The following is a 14,770-nucleotide window of genomic DNA, read 5'->3' as shown; positions in this document are numbered from 1 at the left end:
GGTGGTGCTGGTCAGGTGGTGCTGGTCAGCTGCAGCTCAGCGTGCCCGCGGCGGGGGCGCTGCCGTTGCCGATGAACCCGAAGGACGTCGACTGGCCGGCCGCGACCGAGCCGTTGTACGGGGCGTTGCTCACCGTGCCGCCGGAGGCGACGCCGTTCCACACGTTGTTGGTGGAGACGCCGGCGGGCAGCGTGACGCGCCAGCCGTTGAGGGCCGACGACCCGGCGCGGACCGTGACGGTGGCCTGGTAGCCGCCGCCCCAGCTGTTCGCGATCACCAGCGAGGCGGAGCAGGCGCCGGTGCCCGGGTTCTGCGTGGGCTGCTGGGTCGGCTGCTGGGTCGGCTGCTGGGTGGGCTGCTGCGTCGGCTGCTGCGTGGGCTGCTGGGTCGGCGTGACGCCGCCGTTCAGCGTGTTGAGGACCGACGTGTACGCGGCCTTCTTGTTGCCCTGGCCGTCGAACAGCAGCGGCGTGCCCGAGGCGCGCCACGAGTCGGTGTCCCGGACGCCCCACACGGTGATGCCGGTGCAGCGCTCGACCGCGAGGCAGTCGGCGACGACCTTGGCGTACGTGTCGGCCTGCGTCTGGCCGGACCCCTCGATGTCGAGCTCGGTGATCTGGACGTCCACGCCCAGGGCCGCGAAGCTCGACAGCGTGGTCCGGTAGTTGCTCGGGTACGGGCTGCCCGAGTTGAAGTGGGACTGGAGGCCGACGCAGTCGATCGGCACGCCGCGGGCCTTGAAGTCGCGGACCATGTTGTACACGGCCTGCGTCTTGTCCCAGTTCCAGTTGTCCGTGTTGTAGTCGTTGTAGCAGAGCTTCGCGCCCGGGTCGGCGGCGCGGGCGGCGCGGAACGCGGCCTCGATCCAGTCGTTGCCGGTGCGCTGCAGGTTCGAGTCGCGGCGGGCGCCGCCGTTGCCGTCGGCGAACGCCTCGTTCACGACGTCCCACGAGTGGATCTTGCCCTTGTAGTGCGTGGCGACCTGCGTGACGTGGTTGAGCATCGCGTTGCGCAGCTGCGTGCCGGACATGTTCTGCATCCAGCCGGGCTGCTGCGAGTGCCACGCCAGCGCGTGGCCGCGGACCTGCTTGCCGTTCTGCAGCGCCCAGTTGAGGATCCGGTCGCCGTTGGTGAAGTTGAACTGGTTCTGCGACGGCTCGGTCGCGTCCATCTTCATCTCGTTCTCGGCCGTGATCATGTTGAACTCGCGGTTCGCGATGGTCACGTAGGTCGAGTCGCTGAGCTTGTTGGCGGCGATCGCCGTGCCGAAGTACCGGCCGCGGTCGTCGGCCGCGTCCTGGAGCGTCGAGCCGGCGGCCTGGGCGGGCATGGCCGCGGCTGCGGCCGCCACGAGGGTCAGGACGGCGACGGCGGCTGCGCCTCGAGCGCCGTTACCGCGCACGCTCCCTCGTCGGAGCATGGGTCGGGTCATCGTTCCTCCTTGGTCAGCCGATCTCGGCTCGACAGTGAGCCCGGCGGCGATGGACCACCCTTCGGCGCGGGGAGGAGCGCGTCAACGAACCTAATCGATACAGCACCGCGAACTTTCGGACCCGGGCCCGAAACCACCGGCCGGTGCCGGCACGGACGCGTCCACGGCCCGCGTCCGGGCGCGCCGACCGGGACGGTCCGCCGTGCGGTAGACATCCCCGGTGACCCGTGCGACGCCGCCCCCGCCGGCGTCGCTGCGCGCCGTCCGGGGCTTCGCGCGCCTCTGGACGGCGTCGACGGTGTCGGCGTTCGGCAGCTACGTCACGGTGCTGGCCCTGCCGGTGCTCGTCGTCGAGGTGCTCGCGGGCGACGCGGTCGACGTCGGGCTCGTCAACGCCGCCCGCTGGCTGCCCTACCTGCTGGTGGGCCTGCTGGCGGGCGTCCTCGTCGACCGGGTGCGGCGCCGCCCGGTGGTGGTCGCGGCGGACGTCCTGGCCGCGGTGGCGCTCGCCGCCGTCCCCGTGCTCGCCGCGACGGGGAGCCTCACGGTCGGACGGCTCGTCGCGGTCGTCGCCGCCTTCGGCCTGTGCACGCTCGTGGGTGACGCGGCGTGGCAGTCCCTCGTCCCGCGGCTCGTCCCGACGCCCCTGCTGGGCCGCGCGCACGCGCGCCTGGACCAGTCGGACGCCGTCGCGCAGGTCGGCGGTCCCGCGGCGGCGGGCGGGCTGGTGTCGCTGCTCGGCGCGCCGGTCGCCGTGCTCGTCGACGCGGCGAGCCACCTCGCGTCGGCCGTCCTGCTGGCGACCGTGCGCGTCGACGAGCCGACCCCGCCGCGGGGGGCCGCCCGCCGGCTCCGGGGCGTCGGGGCCGAGGTGGCGGAGGGCCTGCGGTGGGTCTACCGGCACCCGACGCTGCGGCCCCTGGCGCTCACGACGCACGCCTGGTTCGTCTGCTCCGCGGTCGCGGGGGCCGTCCTCGCCCCGTTCGCGCTGCGCACGCTGCACCTCACCGCCGCCACGCTCGGCCTCGCGCTCGCGGCCGCGGGCCTCGGTGCGCTCGCCGGCGCGTCGGCCGCGGTGCGGCTCGGCGACCGGTTCGGTGCGGGACGGGTCGTCCTCGCCGCCCGCGTCGCCACCGGCGTCGCGTGGTCCGTGATGGCGTCCGCCGCGCTCGCGGTCGCGCCCGGAGCCGGCGAGCCGTGGGGCGGCGGGCCCGCGTGGGCGCTGTTCACGGCGGGCCAGCTGCTGCTCGGGCTCGGCATGGGCGCCGAGAACACCAACGAGCTCGCGTACCGCCAGACGGCGACGCCGGACGCGCTGCAGGGCCGCATGAACGCCACCATGCGCTCCGTGAACCGCGCCGTGATCGTCGTCGCCGCGCCCCTGGGCGGGCTCCTGGGGGACGCCGCCGGGTACGGCCCGACGCTCCTCGGGGCGGGTGCCGCGGTGCTCGTCACGGTCGCCGTGGCGCGGCGCTCCGGCCTCGCCGGCGCGCGCCTCGGGGACGTCCACACCCGGCACGTCGCCGGTGCCGCCGCCGCGACGGGCACCGGCGCCGCCCCACCCACCGCACCGCAGCCCCCACCGGAAGGACACCCATGAGCTCCGTGCCCACCGACCCGACGTCCGAGGTGCCCTGGGGCCGGCCCCCGGTACCGGGCGTGCCCGTGCCGCCGTTCGCCTCGCGCGACGAGCACATGCTCTTCCTGCGCTGCCTCGGCGTGCACGTCGCGGCCTCGGGCGTCGTCCCGCTGCAGCGCACCGACGTGGTGCTGCTGACGCTGCTGCAGGAGGAGGCGTATGCGCTGCGGTGGCAGCAGGGTGACCACCCGGTGCAGCCGTCGCCGCTCGCGATGCGCATCGCCGTGCGCACGTTCTTCCCCGCGCCGTGGACGCCGCGCGCCCTGGCCGACTCGCTGCGGGCCACGGGTGTGCTCGGCACCGAGTGGGTCGAGGCGGGCGAGGGACGCGTGCACTGGGGCTCCGACCCGACGTTCCGGGCGGAGCGGCGCGCCGACGGCACGTGGCACGTGACACGCTCGGAGCGCGGCTCGACGCGCGTCTACGCCGACCTGCCCGGCGACGACGACCTCGTGCTGATGCTCCAGGCGCACCACGTCGTGTTCGGCTTCCCGCTCGGGCACCGCACCGATGACGTCCCGGTGGACGCCCTGGTCAGGGCCGCGACGCAGGGAGCGGACAGCTGGACGCGGCACAGCGCCCTGCCGTACGTGGCCACCTGGACGGCGACCGTGGCGGAGGCCCGGCGCGCCGCCGACGACCGCCCGGAGGCCCGGGACTGAGAGGTCGCGACCTGCGCCCGGCAGCGCCTCGCCGGGGCGGCCCGGCGGGCGTGCGACCGGCTCCCCGCGTGCGCCGGGCCGATCCGGTGCGACACTGGCGGGCGTTCGTCGTCGTCCACCCCGGGAGTCCACACGTGAGCGAGCTGTCTGCGGCAACGGTGCCGGGCCGGGATGTCTCCTACGACGAGCAGGCGCGCCTGCGCTGCCCGGTGTGCGGGTCGATCGACCTGACCGTCACCGACGTCGACCGCCTCCCCGACGTGGCGTGGGTCAACCACACCGCGCACTGCACGCGCTGCGGCGCGTCGTCGACGCTCGCGCTCGTGTCGGTCTTCGGGCACGTCGTCCTGCGCTGGCTCGACGCCCGCTGACGACGCCGGCCGCGCGCCTGCCGGCCCGCCCGCCCGGGCACCCGTCGGACTGTCGGCCGGGTCGTTGCTGAGCCGTCGACCCGGCTGTCGTGCAGCACGGGGCGGTGCGGGTGCTGCACGAGGGCCGGTTCGCCGGGCGGGATGGTGCGCGGCGGCCGCTTCGCCCGGGGGGATGCTGCGCGGCGGCCGCTTCGCCCGGCGGGTCGGGGGTCGCCGTCTCGGTCGCGGGCCGGCTGGTCTGTCGGCCGGGTCGTGGCTGAATCGGCGACCCGGCTGTTGTGCAGCATCAGGCGGTGCGGGTGCTGCACGACGGCCGGTTCGCCGGGCGGGATGGTGCGCGACGGCCGGTTCGCCTGGTGGGGCGGTCGGGGGTCGCCGTTCCGGGCCGGCCGGGTGGTCCGTCCGGGGTCGTGGCTGCGTCGGCGACCCGGTTGTTGTGCAGCATGCGGCGGCGCGGGTGCTGCGCGACGGCGGGTTCGACGCGCGGGCGGGCGGTGGTGCCGGTCCGGTGGCGTGCGTCGGTCGATCGGGACGGCGCCGCCCGGGACGGACGGGGGCGACGGGGGCGGCGGTGGTGCCGGCGTCGTCCGGCGGGAGACCGGCCCCGACCGCCCGGTCGCTAGGGTGACGGCCGTGACGGTGACGGCGCGGCAGGTGGTGGAGCGTATCGGCGCGCACGTGGGCGTGCCGTGGCGCGAGCGCACGGTCGACGAGTTCCTCGCCGGCGACCCGGACGCCCCGGTGCGGGGCGTGGCCGTGACGATGATGGCGACGCTCGACGTGCTGCGCGCCGCCGCGGACCGCGGCCTCGACCTCGTCGTCACGCACGAGCCGCTGTACTTCGACCACCACGGGGCGTCGGACGCGACGTTCGCCGCCGAGGGCGACCTCGTGTTCGCCGCGAAGTCAGAGTTCGTCGCCGAGCACGGGCTCGTCGTCTTCCACCTGCACGACGCCTGGCACGACCGCCGCCCCGACGGCGTGCTGACCGGCGTCGCGCGGGCGCTCGGCTGGCTCGGCGCGGAGCGGCCCGGCGACGACGACGTCTACGACCTCCCGCCGACCACGCTGGGCGCCCTGGCCGCGCACGTCGCGCGGGCGCTCGGCGCGCGCGCGCTGCGCTACGTCGGCGACCCCGACGCGCCGGTGTCGACGGTCGGCGTGCAGCCGGGCTTCCAGGGCTTCGAGCGCAACCGGCACCTGCTCGCGCGGCCCGACGTCGACGTCGTCGTGATCGGCGAGGGCCACGAGTGGGAGACGGGTGAGTACGCGGCCGACGCGGTCGCCGCGGGGCTCAGCGCGGGGCTGGTCGTCGTCGGGCACGTGCCGTCCGAGCAGGAGGGCATGGCGGAGGCCGCGCGGTGGCTCGCGGGGCTCGTGCCGGAGGTGCCGGTTGAGCTCGTGCCGGCCGCCGACCCGTTCCGGACGGTCGCGGGCGGCTGACCCGGCCGCCGCGAAGGACGACCCGGACGGCGGCGGTGCCGCCCGCACGCGCGTTGTTAGGGTTCCGGGCGTGACCCCGGACGCCCCCCGCACGAGCGTCCTGCGGCAGGCCGCGCTGCGCCTCGCCACCTGGCTCGTGACCGTCGTGTACCGCGTCTACCGCCTGCACCCGGCGCTGTGGCGGTTCACGGCCCGCCACTACCACCCGGCGATGGAGCGGTTCGCGCGGCTCAACGCGTGGATGATCTGCCAGCACGCCTACCTCGACGTCCCGGCGTACCGCCGGCACGTCGACGAGGACGGCTTCCGTTTCCGCTGGTGGGATCTGACGAACTACCGGCCGACGTCCAAGCACGGCTACGTCGACCGGTACCCGGAGGCGGAGCGCTGCTGGGACGGGCTCATCGAGACGGTCGGCACGGTCGTCGACGAGTCCAGCGGCTCGTCCGGCACGCCGTACAACTGGATGCGCTCGCGCCGCGAGCTCGCGACCGTCCACAAGAACGTCGCCGGCTACGTGACACTTTTGTTCGGCACGCGGCGGCTGTTCGCCGTCAACGCGTTCTCGATGGGCGCGTGGGCGACCGGCACGAACACCGGCATCGCGATGTCGCGCATCGCCATGGTGAAGAACACCGGGCCGGACATCGACAAGATCGTCGACACGCTGCGCCACTTCGGGCCCGGGTACACGTACCTGGTGTGCGCGTACCCGCCGTTCCTCAAGCACCTGCGCGACCGGCTCGACGCCGAGCGTTTCGACTGGGACGCGTACGACCTGCACGGGTTCGTCGGCGGCGAGGCGCTCACCGAGGGCCTGCGCGACTACCTCGAGGACCGGTTCGGCCGTGTCTACTCCGGCTACGGCGCGTCCGACCTGACGATCGGCATGGCGGGGGAGTCGGACCTGTCGGTGTGGCTGCGGCGCACGCTCGCCGCCGGCGGCCCGCTGCGCGCGGCGGTGCTCGGCCCCGACGAGGCGCGCACGCCGATGATCTTCCAGTACAACCCGCTCGAGACGTACCTCGAGACGACGGACGACGGGCGGTTGCTCGTCACGCTGAACTCCGCCGACATCATGAGCCCGAAGCTGCGCTACGACATCGGCGACGAGGCCCGCATCGTCACGTTCGACGAGATGACGTCGCTGATCGCGGCCCTGCCCGAGCCGGCGCGCGACCGCCTGACCTTCGGCTTCGAGCGCGCGTACGCGATCCAGCGCATGCGGCTGCCGTTCCTGCTGCTGTACGGCCGCAAGGACTCGACGGTCTCGTACATGGGCGCGAACCTGTACCCGCTCGACGTCGAGAACGGCCTGTACCTCGACAACCCGCACGCGGCGGCGATCGAGTCGTTCAAGCTCGCGCTGGTCGACGTCGGGGACCACGAGCAGCGCCCCGCGATCCACCTGCAGCTGCGCGCCGACGCCGCGCTCGCGGACGACGCGCGGGCCGAGCTCGCCGACCGCGCCGCCGCCGGCGTGCTCCGCCACCTCGCCGCGGTCTCGCGGGACTTCGCGCAGTCGCTCGAGGAGGACCCGACGGCGTCCGAGCTGCGCGTGCACGTGCACGACCACGGCACCGGGCCGTTCACGGGCGGCAGCACGAAGATCAAGAACGTGTACGTCGTGGATGCCGGCGACCGGGATGCGTCGACCGCGCACCCCGCGGCCGCCGGCGCCTGATGCGGACGCGCGACTTCTCGCGCGCGCCCCGGCAGGCGCGCGCGGAGGCGCTGGTCGTCGTCGAGGGGGCCGCCGGGACGTCGGGCCGGTGGCTGCGCCGGCTGGCGCGGCGCGCGGAGGGCCACGTGTGGAGCGCGGGCGTGCGGGCGCGCGACGCGGACGGACGGGCCGTGCGCGGGCGGGTCGTGTGCCTCGCCACGCCGCAGGACGCCGAGGACCTCGCGCATCGTGCCGCCCGGGGCGGCGCGCGCACCCGCCTGTTCCTCGCCGAGCCGGACGGCTACTCCAACGGCGTGTGGCGCGCCGAGGGCGACGTGATGGCGCACGTCGAGCGGTTCACGCCGCTGACCAGCGAGGTCGTGCACGGCCGCACGCCGCCGCTCGTCGCCCCCGCGCCGCCGCGCCGGCGGGGAGCCGACGCGCCGCCCGCCGCGCCGGCCGCCCCCGCACGCGCCGGCGGCCGCCCCGTCGACGCGGGCGCGATGTTCCTCGGCGCCACCCGCTACCGCGGCCCGCACTCCTGGGCGGTGCTGGGGCGCGAGTGGTACCCGATGGTCGCCGCGATGCGCCGCATGAAGGGCTACGTGTGGCACCGCGTGTACTGGGAGCCGCCGTTCACGCTGGGCACGCTCGCGTTCTTCGCCGACCGGGACGCGCTGCTGCTGTTCGCGCGCCTGCCCGCGCACCGGCGGCTGATGGAGTGGATCACGCGGGACCGGCGGCACGGCACGGGCGGGTACATCCGGGTGCACGTCGCCGCGGCGGACGACACCCCGGGGGCGGCGCCGTGACCGGTCTGACCGTCGCGCCCGTGCGCACGCGGGCGGACCTGCGCGACTTCGTCGACCTGCCGCTGCGCCTCCACCCGCGCGCGCTCGCGGTGCCGCTGCTCGCGTCGACGATCACGTCGTGGTGGCGCGGCACGTCGCCGCACCCGGAGCCGGTCGAGCTGCTGCTCGTGCGCGACACCGCCGGGCGCACGGTCGGCCGCACGACCGTGCACACCGACGCCCGCCTCGACGCGCGGCTCGGGGCGTCGTCGCTGCTCTTCGGCGCGACCGAGGTCGCGGACGCCGACGCCTTCGCCGCGCTCGTCGCGGCGCTGGACGAGCGGGCGGCCGGGCGCGCCCAGCTGTTCGGGCCCGTGTCGCTGCTGCCGAACCAGTCGGGCGGCGTCCTCACGTCGGGGTTCGCCGAGCGGGGGTTCGTCGACTCGCCGTGGAACCCCGCGTGGGTGCCGGCGGCCTACGAGGCGCTCGGGTTCGAGCGGTGGGGCGAGGCCGACACGTGGGTCGTCGACGTCGACCCGGCGTCCGCGGCGGGCGCGCCCACCGACGCCGAGTGGCGCGCGGCCGGCCTGCGGCTCGAGCGCGGTCGGCGCTCCCAGGTCGCACGGCTCGTGCCCGAGGTGCTCGCCGTGCTCAACCGGTCGTTCGCGGCGCTGCCGTACTACACGACGATCACGGACGCGGAGATGGCCGCCGCGACCGACGGCCTGTCGTTCCTCGTCGACGAGGACCTGCTCCTGCTCGCCCGCGACGCCGCGACGGGTGCGCTCGTCGCGTTCGTGCTGGTCATCCCCGACATCACGACCTTCGTGCAGCGCGTCGGCGGGCGGCTCGGGCCGCTCCAGCAGCTGCGCCTGCTCGCGACGCGCGGCCGGTACCGGCGCGAGGCGGTGCTCGTCGTCCAGGGCACCGAGCCCGAGCGGCAGGGGCGCGGCGTGCTCACCCTGCTGACCCGCGCGCTGCACGCGCACCTCGCCGCCGGCGGGTACGCGCGGCTGCGCTCGACCTTCGTCGGGCGGGACAACCCCGCGTCGGCGCGTCAGCTCCAGCGCGTCGGCGGGCGTCCGCTGCACGGGGTCACGTTCTACCGCAGGCCGGTCGCGTGACCGGCCCGACCGGTCGCACGACCGGCACGACGGCCGCCCGCCCGGCGGCGGAGGAGGTCGCATGAGCGCGAGGCACGACGTCACCGACGACGACCTGCGCCGGTGGGTGCGCGCCGCCGGACGCGCGCCGTCCGCGCACAACACGCAGCCGTGGGCCGTGCGCGTCGTCGACGGGCGCATCGAGGTCGCCGTCGTGCCCGACCGGGTGCTGTGCGCGGGGGACCCGTCCTTCCGCGACCTGCTGCTCTCGCTCGGCGCGTGGGTGGAGTCGGCCGCGGTCGTCGCGGCCGCGGACGGGCACGGGCTGGCCGTCGAGCCGACCCCGCACCTCGACCGGCTCGAGGACATGCCGGTGCGCGGCGCCGCCGACCCGGCCGCCCCCGTGCTGGTGCTGCGCCCCGCCGGCACGCCCGAGCCGACGGCGCTCACCCCGGCCGACGTCCGCGACCGCCGCGTGCACCGCGGCACGCTGCTGCCCGCCCCGGACCTGCGCGCAAGCCTGCCGCCGCTGCCGGCCGGCCTCCGCCTGCTCCAGGTGGACGACCCCGCGATGACCCGGCTGGTCCGGCTCGGGTCGGCGTGGACCGCCTCGCGCCGCGCGGTCGCCGCGGAGCTCGTCCGCTGGCTGCGGCTGAGCCCCGAGCACCCGCGCTACACCCGCGACGGCATGACCGACCGCATGCTGCTGCTGCCGCCGTGGCTCGCGCGGGTCGCCGCCCCGCTCACGCGCCGGCCCGCGCTGCACGACCGCGCGCTGGCCGTCGCCGGGCTCGTCGGCCGCGCCGTCGAGGCCGTCGACCGCACGCGCCCGCTGCCCCCACCGCCCGCGCCGGGCGCCCCCCTCGCCGGCCCGCAGCACCTCGTCCTCGTCGCCGGGACGCCCGGCGTGCACAGCGCGACGGAGACCATGGACGCGCGCCTTGGCCTGCCGCCCGCCGACGTCGTCGACGCCGGCCGCGTGCTGCAGCGGACGTGGCTGCACGCGCACCGCGCCGGGCTCGCCGTCGCGCCGCACTCGGAGGTCGTCGACTCGCCGCACGCCGTCGCGGGCCTGCGGCGGCGGCTCGGGCTGCGCCGGTCGGCGGTCGCGCTCGCGGTGTTCAGCGTGGGACGGCCCGGTACGCCGGCGCCGCGGTCGCCGCGGCTGACGGACGCGGCGGCGCCGGCGCGCTGACGGCAGGCCCGGCGCCGCCGACGTCAGAGGTAGCCGCCGACCGTCTGCTCGGGCTCCTCGGTGACGCGCGTGAGCGTGCCGCGCAGCAGCAGCGGCTCGCGGTCCGGCAGCCGCACCAGCAGCCACGGCGTGCCCGACAGCCCGCACTGCAGGACCTCCGCGTCGCCCGACGGCAGGGCGGGGACGAGCGCCGCGACGTCGGCGTCGGGTGCGCGCAGGTGGCCGGCCACGTAGGCGTCGGCCTCGATGCTGCGGAGCGCGAGCGTGCGGGTGCACAGGCAGCCGCGCACGCCCTCCACGATGCCGGTGCGCGCGTCGGCCACCCAGCGCTCGGCCGGCTGGCGCAGCGTCCGGTGCAGCAGGTGGGGGCCGGCGACGGCGCCGAGCACGACGAGCAGCAGCACGAACGGCCACGCGACCGCGTCGACCGCCGCGGTGCGCGTCCGGTTCAGCTCCGCGAGCGGCCCCTCCACGAGCAGCCCCGTGACGAGGATCGCGAGCACCAGCCCGGCGGCGCCGCCCGTCACGAAGCCGCCGACGCGGCGCAGTCCCCAGCGGTGCCCGTTCGGGATGTCCGGCGGGAACGCCCGCACCTGGGCCAGCAGGCGCGCGTCGACGCGGGACAGGCGCGTGCCCTGCGGCAGCCGCCACCGCCGCCAGACGACGACCGCGGCGAGCACCGCGAGCGACGGCACCCACGGCGACAGCCCGGCGAGGGCGGCGGCGACGACGACGCCGGTCGCCAGGACGGCCGCGACCAGCCCCGGCAGCCGCTCGTGCCACCACCCGCCGCCGGACGCGCGCTCGTCGCGCATGCGGGCGACGCCCGTCGCGAGCGGCCGCAGCGCGGCCATGCCCTCGAGCAGCAGCCACGCGCCGGCGCGGTCGCCGCGCGCCTCGAGCCGCGTCACGACGTCGCGCGTCGGGTTGAGGCCGTCCTCCGGCAGCGGCAGCGCGTCGACGAGGGTCCGGATCGAGCGCCCGACGACCGTGCCGGCGGCGTCCACGTCCGTGGTGGAGCGCTGCGCCACGTCGGCCACGAGGACGCGCCGCTGCACGACCATCGTCATGGCGTTCGTCGTCGCCGCGACGTGCCGCCACGTGCTGTCCGCGAGCTCGGTCTGCCCCGCCTGCTCGGCGGCCGTCGCGAGCAGGTGCGCGTGCGTCAGCGCGGCGCGGGCGTCCAGGCCCTGCCCCACGCGGATGAGCACGGCCAGGGCCTCGGCGTCGCCCTGCGCGGCCCACGCGGCGATCGCCACGACGTCCCGCCAGGTGTGCTGCGTGGCGGTGAGCACGTCCCGGTCGACGTCGGCGAGGAGGCCGCTCGCCAGGGCGGGCCGGCCGGCGACGACCGCGGCCCGGGCGCGCTCGAGCTCGAGGTCGTCCGCGTGCCCGGCGGACGCGGCCGCCTCGAGGAGGTCGGAGACGAGCGGGAGCTCGTCCATGCGGCTCGCGCTCGCGGACCAGCTCGCGAGCAGCTCCTGCGCGTCGATCGTCGTCGCCATCGTCCCGTCCGTGGTCCGGCGGGTCCGACGCCCGCAGCAGGGGCATCTCACCGGATCGGGGGGGTGGTGCGCAGGGCCGTTCGGGCGACAGGCGGGTGACGTGCGTCACACCGGGCGCCGTCAGCGCGTCGACCCCCGGACGACGAGCCGGACCGGCGTGACGACGTGCTCGCCGGCGGGCGACGCGTCGCCGGCGGTGCGGCGCTCGAGCAGGCGCAGCGCCTCGGCGACGAGCACGTCGTTGCTCGGGTCCACCGTGGTCAGGCCGGGCGGCACGTGCGCCCCGATGGCGAGGTTGTCGAAGCCGACGACCTGCACGTCGGCGGGCACGTGCCGCCCGGCGTCGTGCAGCGCGGCGAGCACGCCGACGGCCACCTGGTCGGTGACCGCGAAGACCGCGTCGGGGTCGAGGCCGCGGGCCAGCGCGTCCCGCACGGCGGCGCGCGCGGCGGCCATGTGCAGCCCGGCGACGGGCAGGACGAGCGCGTTGTCCGCCGGCAGACCCGCGGCGGCGTGCGCGTCGCGCCAGCCCTGCGTGCGCTGGTCCGAGAGGCCGCCGTCCGTGGGGCCGGTCGTCCCGCCCACCACCGCGACCCGGCGGGCGCCGCGGTCCAGCAGGTGCGCCACCGCGAGCCGCCCGCCGGCGACGTTGCCGAGGGCCACGTGGTCGAACGTCGGCGGCATCGGCTTCTCGCCCAGCAGGACGAGCGGCAGGTCCGGGTTCAGCCGGGCGACGTCCGCGGCCTCCAGACCGACCGCGCTGAGCAGCACGCCGTCGTACTGCTGCAGCCGCGCCGGCGACAGCGCACCGAGCTCGCCCTCGCGGCTCGCGCCCGTCTGCTCGAGCACCAGGTGCCGGCCCGTCGGGCGCAGCGCGTCGGTGAACCGGGCGGCGAGCTCGCCGTAGTAGGGGTGGTCGGCGCGCGGCACGACGAGCGCCACGGTGTTGCTGCGCCCCGCGCGCAGGCGGCGCGCCGTGAGGTTGACCTCGTACCCCAGGGCGTCGACCGCCGCGAGGACGCGCCGCCGCGTCGCCTCGCCGACGTGCGGCCGGCCGTTGACGACGTTCGACACGGTCATCACCGAGACGCCCGCGGCGCGCGCCACGTCCTTGAGCGTCGTCATCGCGCCTCCCGGCCCCGCCGGTCCCTGACCCGCCCGAGCCTCGCCCGAGCCCTGCCCGCACCACCCGACGCGTCCGTGCGCCCGGTGCTTGACCGCGCGCGACCGGACCGGCAGAGTCGGGCGCGCACGACGTCGTGTAACGATACAAGGACAACCGGCGGCGCAGCGCTGCGCCCGCCGCGGAGGAGATCCCATGCCCGCCGCGCCCCTGACGGCCGTCATCGACCTGGACCTGCCGGGTCCCACCATCAGCCGCCACGTGTACGGCCACTTCGCCGAGCACCTGGGCCGGTGCGTCTACGGCGGGTTCTGGGTGGGCGAGGACTCCGACGTCCCGAACGTGCGCGGCATCCGCACCGACGTGGTCGAGGCGCTGCGCGCCCTGCACATCCCGAACCTGCGCTGGCCCGGCGGCTGCTTCGCCGACGACTACCACTGGCGCGACGGCATCGGGCCGCGCGGGTCCCGGCCGCGGATGGTCAACTCGCACTGGGGTGACGTCGTCGAGGACAACTCCTTCGGCACGCACGAGTTCATGGACCTGTGCGAGCTGCTCGGCGCCGACGCGTACGTCAGCGGCAACATCGGCTCCGGCACGGTCGCCGAGATGAGCGAGTGGATCGAGTACCTCACGCGCGCCGACGACTCCCCGATGGCCGCGCTGCGCCGCGAGAACGGCCGCGACGAGCCGTGGAAGGTCCCGTTCTGGGGCCTCGGCAACGAGGCCTGGGGGTGCGGCGGCAACCTCCGGGCCGAGCAGTTCGCCTCGCTCGCCCGCCAGTACGCGACGTACGTGCGCGCGCACGCCGGCAACGACGTCTACCGCATCGCCGCCGGCGCGGCCGACCACGACTACCACTGGACCGAGACGCTCATGCGCTCGTTCGACGCGCTCGACGCCGGCGACGGCCGCGCCGCGCCGTTCCAGGCGCTGTCGCTGCACTACTACACGATGACCGGCCCGTGGTCGGACAAGGGCGACGCCACCGAGTTCAGCACCGACGAGTGGTACCTCGCCCTCGCGCGCGCCGCGCACATGGAGGAGCTGCTGGACCGGCACGGCGCCGTCATGGACCGCTACGACCCGAAGAAGCGCGTCGGCCTCGTCGTGGACGAGTGGGGCACGTGGTGGAACGTCGAGAAGGGCACCAACCCCGGGTTCCTGTACCAGCAGAACACCCTGCGGGACGCGCTGGTCGCGAGCCGCCACCTCGACGCCTTCCACCACCACGCCGACCGCGTCGTCATGGCGAACATCGCGCAGACCGTGAACGTGCTCCAGGCGATGCTGCTCACCGACCCCGAGTCCGGCGCGCTCGTGCGCACGCCCAGCTACCACGTGTTCGAGATGAACGTCGGCCACCACGACGCCGCCGCGCTGACCGTGCACCTCAAGGGCGACGTGCCGACCCGCGAGGTCGACGGGACGCCGCTCGCGCTGCTGTCCGCGTCGGCGTCGACCACGGGCGGCACCGCGCTCGTGTCCCTGTCCAACCTCGACGCCGACGAGGCCCGCACGCTCGTCCTCGACCTGCGCGGCCGCGAGGTCACCGGTTACTCCGCGCGCGTGCTCACCGCGCCCGAGCTCGCGGCGCACAACACCCCGGACGCGCCGGACGCCGTCGCGCCCGCCGCGTTCGACGGGGTGCGGCCGCACGCGCTCGGCCTCGAGGTCGACCTGCCGGCGCACTCCTACGTGACGGTGTCGCTGACGCTGGGCTGAGCCGACCCGCCGAGACAGCGCCGGGCCGGGCACCCCGCGGGGTGCCCCGCCCCCGGGCCCGACCCCCGAGGGATCAACCCCCCGCGGCGCGCGCGGCATAACACCGGGGACCTCCCCC

General features: G+C 76.3%; 12 protein-coding genes. 9 read left to right on the top strand and 3 right to left on the bottom strand.

Annotated elements, in window-relative coordinates; translation table 11 throughout:
- Window positions 1-25: 25 nt before the first annotated feature.
- Window positions 26-1,432, bottom strand: a complete 1,407-nt coding sequence (locus ACFUMH_RS06160) for an endo-1,4-beta-xylanase (protein ID WP_378202009.1) — start codon at window positions 1,430-1,432, stop codon at window positions 26-28.
- A 220-nt stretch (window positions 1,433-1,652) separates the two neighbouring features.
- Here ACFUMH_RS06160 and ACFUMH_RS06155 point away from each other — a divergent pair, with 220 nt between their 5' ends.
- The 8 genes from ACFUMH_RS06155 (at window position 1,653) to ACFUMH_RS06120 (ending at window position 10,299) form a co-directional block, all read left to right on the top strand.
- Window positions 1,653-3,032, top strand: coding sequence for an MFS transporter (locus ACFUMH_RS06155; protein WP_378202006.1), 1,380 nt, complete (start codon window positions 1,653-1,655; stop codon window positions 3,030-3,032).
- On the top strand, window positions 3,029-3,733 hold the full coding sequence (locus ACFUMH_RS06150) for a hypothetical protein (RefSeq protein ID WP_378202003.1): 705 nt from the start codon (window positions 3,029-3,031) through the stop codon (window positions 3,731-3,733). Before ACFUMH_RS06155 ends, ACFUMH_RS06150 begins: the two co-directional genes overlap by 4 nt.
- A 134-nt stretch (window positions 3,734-3,867) precedes the next feature.
- On the top strand, window positions 3,868-4,104 hold the full coding sequence (locus tag ACFUMH_RS06145) for a hypothetical protein (protein ID WP_378202000.1): 237 nt from the start codon (window positions 3,868-3,870) through the stop codon (window positions 4,102-4,104).
- 633 nt (window positions 4,105-4,737) lie between these two features.
- Window positions 4,738-5,547: a Nif3-like dinuclear metal center hexameric protein gene (locus ACFUMH_RS06140; protein ID WP_378201997.1), complete on the top strand. Its 810-nt coding sequence runs from the start codon at window positions 4,738-4,740 to the stop codon at window positions 5,545-5,547.
- A gap of 70 nt (window positions 5,548-5,617) precedes the next feature.
- On the top strand, window positions 5,618-7,231 hold the full coding sequence (locus ACFUMH_RS06135; protein WP_378201994.1) for a phenylacetate--CoA ligase family protein: 1,614 nt from the start codon (window positions 5,618-5,620) through the stop codon (window positions 7,229-7,231).
- Window positions 7,231-8,022, top strand: a complete 792-nt coding sequence (locus ACFUMH_RS06130) for a hypothetical protein (protein ID WP_378201991.1) — start codon at window positions 7,231-7,233, stop codon at window positions 8,020-8,022. Before ACFUMH_RS06135 ends, ACFUMH_RS06130 begins: the two co-directional genes overlap by 1 nt.
- Complete coding sequence (locus ACFUMH_RS06125; protein WP_378201988.1) at window positions 8,019-9,125, top strand: hypothetical protein; 1,107 nt, start codon at window positions 8,019-8,021, stop codon at window positions 9,123-9,125. Before ACFUMH_RS06130 ends, ACFUMH_RS06125 begins: the two co-directional genes overlap by 4 nt.
- Window positions 9,126-9,186: 61 nt before the next feature.
- Complete coding sequence (locus tag ACFUMH_RS06120; protein WP_378201985.1) at window positions 9,187-10,299, top strand: nitroreductase family protein; 1,113 nt, start codon at window positions 9,187-9,189, stop codon at window positions 10,297-10,299.
- A 23-nt stretch (window positions 10,300-10,322) separates the two neighbouring features.
- Here ACFUMH_RS06120 and ACFUMH_RS06115 read toward each other — a convergent pair whose 3' ends face one another.
- Both ACFUMH_RS06115 and ACFUMH_RS06110 read right to left on the bottom strand, forming a co-directional pair.
- Window positions 10,323-11,804: a hypothetical protein gene (locus ACFUMH_RS06115; protein ID WP_378201983.1), complete on the bottom strand. Its 1,482-nt coding sequence runs from the start codon at window positions 11,802-11,804 to the stop codon at window positions 10,323-10,325.
- 120 nt (window positions 11,805-11,924) lie between these two features.
- Window positions 11,925-12,929, bottom strand: a complete 1,005-nt coding sequence (locus ACFUMH_RS06110) for a LacI family DNA-binding transcriptional regulator (RefSeq protein WP_378201980.1) — start codon at window positions 12,927-12,929, stop codon at window positions 11,925-11,927.
- Window positions 12,930-13,122: 193 nt separating this feature from the next.
- Between ACFUMH_RS06110 and ACFUMH_RS06105 the strand changes: the two genes are divergently transcribed.
- Window positions 13,123-14,652: an alpha-N-arabinofuranosidase gene (locus tag ACFUMH_RS06105; RefSeq protein WP_378201977.1), complete on the top strand. Its 1,530-nt coding sequence runs from the start codon at window positions 13,123-13,125 to the stop codon at window positions 14,650-14,652.
- Window positions 14,653-14,770 lie beyond the last annotated feature (118 nt).

Origin of the sequence: Cellulomonas sp. NPDC057328, assembly GCF_042667215.1 — a bacterium.
Lineage (GTDB): Bacteria > Actinomycetota > Actinomycetes > Actinomycetales > Cellulomonadaceae > Cellulomonas.
Note: the sequence above shows the minus strand (reverse complement) of the source record. Positions and strands in the feature narration are given on the sequence as shown.

Excerpts from the sequence above, each read along its gene's own strand:
- ACFUMH_RS06160 (WP_378202009.1), bottom strand. The coding sequence starts at position 1,432 with ATGACCCGACCCATGCTCCGACGAGGGAGCGTGCGCGGTAACGGCGCT.
- ACFUMH_RS06150 (WP_378202003.1), top strand. The coding sequence starts at position 3,029 with ATGAGCTCCGTGCCCACCGACCCGACGTCCGAGGTGCCCTGGGGCCGG.
- ACFUMH_RS06130 (WP_378201991.1), top strand. The coding sequence starts at position 7,231 with ATGCGGACGCGCGACTTCTCGCGCGCGCCCCGGCAGGCGCGCGCGGAG.
- ACFUMH_RS06120 (WP_378201985.1), top strand. The coding sequence starts at position 9,187 with ATGAGCGCGAGGCACGACGTCACCGACGACGACCTGCGCCGGTGGGTG.
- ACFUMH_RS06115 (WP_378201983.1), bottom strand. The coding sequence starts at position 11,804 with ATGGCGACGACGATCGACGCGCAGGAGCTGCTCGCGAGCTGGTCCGCG.
- ACFUMH_RS06110 (WP_378201980.1), bottom strand. The coding sequence starts at position 12,929 with ATGACGACGCTCAAGGACGTGGCGCGCGCCGCGGGCGTCTCGGTGATG.
- ACFUMH_RS06105 (WP_378201977.1), top strand. The coding sequence starts at position 13,123 with ATGCCCGCCGCGCCCCTGACGGCCGTCATCGACCTGGACCTGCCGGGT.